Raw genomic sequence first — 2,404 nt, 5'->3', positions numbered from 1 at the left:
ATTTTTTCTCTTTTTGACTCGCGATTCATAACTCACGACTCATCTTGTGGAGAATAAGGGAGTCGAACCCTTGACCTCTAGAATGCAAATCTAGCGCTCTAGCCAACTGAGCTAATCCCCCAAGTTTTCAAATTCCAAACTTCAAATTACAAATCCCAAATGTTTGGTATTTGATTATTTGGATTTTGGGCTTTGACTTTTTGTAGTCCCGCCCAGACTTGAACTGGGGACCTCTACATTATCAGTGTAGCGCTCTAACCAGCTGAGCTACGGGACTGTCTTTGTTTGTTGCTTCAAGCTTTTAGCTTCGAGCTATAAGCATTAGCTGACAGCTTTTCCGCACTTGCTCTTCTTTGTTGTTTTTTTAAAAAGGTAGAAAAAGAAAGATTACTTCTTCCGGTCATTAAACATCGTGTATTATTCCAAACAGCTCCAGAAAGGAGGTGTTCCAGCCACACCTTCCGGTACGGCTACCTTGTTACGACTTAACCCCAGTCATTAGTTTTACCCTAGGCCGCTCCTTGCGGTTACAGACTTCAGGTACCCCCAACTTCCATGGTTTGACGGGCGGTGTGTACAAGGCCCGGGAACGTATTCACCGCGCCATGGCTGATGCGCGATTACTAGCGAATCCAGCTTCACGAAGTCGGGTTGCAGACTTCGATCCGAACTGAGACCAGCTTTAGAGATTAGCATCCTGTCACCAGGTAGCTGCCCTTTGTACTGGCCATTGTAACACGTGTGTAGCCCTGGACATAAGGGCCGTGCTGATTTGACGTCATCCCCACCTTCCTCTCACCTTACGGTGGCAGTCCCGCTAGAGTCCCCAGCATGACCTGATGGTAACTAACGGTAAGGGTTGCGCTCGTTATGGGACTTAACCCGACACCTCACGGCACGAGCTGACGACAACCATGCAGCACCTTGAAGAACGTCCGAAGAAAAGCATGTTTCCACGCCTGTCGTTCCCCATTTAAGCCCAGGTAAGGTTCCTCGCGTATCATCGAATTAAACCACATGTTCCTCCGCTTGTGCGGGCCCCCGTCAATTCCTTTGAGTTTCACCGTTGCCGGCGTACTCCCCAGGTGGTTCACTTAATGCTTTCGCTTGGCCGCATACTATATATCGCATACAGCGAGTGAACATCGTTTACGGCGTGGACTACCAGGGTATCTAATCCTGTTCGCTCCCCACGCTTTCGTACCTCAGCGTCAGTTACAGTTTAGTAAGCTGCCTTCGCAATCGGAGTTCTGTGTAATATCTAAGCATTTCACCGCTACACTACACATTCCGCCTACCTCAACTGCACTCAAGCCAGTCAGTATCAATGGCAATTTTACGGTTGAGCCGCAAACTTTCACCACTGACTTAATTGGCCACCTACGTACCCTTTAAACCCAATAAATCCGGATAACGCTTGCATCCTCCGTATTACCGCGGCTGCTGGCACGGAGTTAGCCGATGCTTATTCGTGTACTACCGTCAAATCTCTACACGTAGAAACAATTCTTGGTACACAAAAGAAGTTTACAACCCATAGGGCAGTCATCCTTCACGCGGGATGGCTGGTTCAGGCTTGCGCCCATTGACCAATATTCCTCACTGCTGCCTCCCGTAGGAGTCTGGTCCGTGTCTCAGTACCAGTGTGGGGGATCATCCTCTCAGAACCCCTAGACATCGTAGTCTTGGTGAGCCGTTACCTCACCAACTAACTAATGTCACGCATGCCCATCTCTAACCGCCGGAGCTTTAATAATTAAGTGATGCCACTCAACTATACTATGGGGTATTAATCCGTCTTTCAACGGGCTATCCCCCTGTTAGAGGCAGGTTGCATACGCGTTACGCACCCGTGCGCCGCTCTCATCTACCCGAAAGTAGAATCCCGCTCGACTTGCATGTGTTAGGCCTCCCGCTAGCGTTCATCCTGAGCCAGGATCAAACTCTTCGTTGTATAAAAAATTTTAATCTTTTCCTGCTCTTTGGAATTTAACGTCTATCGTTGTTTAATTCGCAGATTAGCAATTCTTCCTTTTCTAATCTACCTTCTCAATTTTTTCAATGAACTTGCGGCTTGCAGCTTTTTAAGGCTACTACCATTCTTGTTGATATGCCGGAGTCGAACCGAACCTCTCTACCACCACTGGATATCGTTGTGTTTCAATCTTTTTATTGAACTGTTGCCCGCTGACTTGTCGAGACGCTTTTTCTCTTACGTACTTTCGCTTTTGTAAGGTTTCAAAAATCTCATCGTTTCAACAAAGAACGCTTTCTCGTTTTGCGGCTGCAAAGTAAATGGCTTTTTTTCGCTTTTCCAAATTCTTTTTAAAGATTTTTTCAAAGCTCTCGAATCCTCTAAAACCCTCACAGAACGCGGCTTCCGATTGCTTCGGCTTGTGTGCCG

2 tRNA genes and 1 rRNA gene are annotated in these 2,404 nt (G+C 47.2%); all 3 read right to left on the bottom strand.

The features are described 5' to 3' along the window. Positions 1–47 precede the first annotated feature (47 nt). A tRNA-Ala gene (locus C8N47_RS18490) sits at positions 48–121 on the bottom strand. Between the two features lie 82 nt (positions 122–203). Continuing rightward, positions 204–277: transfer RNA gene (locus tag C8N47_RS18485), tRNA-Ile, on the bottom strand. 159 nt (positions 278–436) lie between these two features. Next, positions 437–1,954: ribosomal RNA gene (locus C8N47_RS18480) — 16S ribosomal RNA — on the bottom strand. Between the last annotated feature and the right edge of the window lie 450 nt (positions 1,955–2,404).

Source organism: Mangrovibacterium marinum (assembly GCF_003046625.1).
Classification (GTDB): Bacteria; Bacteroidota; Bacteroidia; order Bacteroidales; family Prolixibacteraceae; genus Mangrovibacterium; species Mangrovibacterium marinum.
This window is presented reverse-complemented; position numbering and strand designations above follow the sequence as displayed.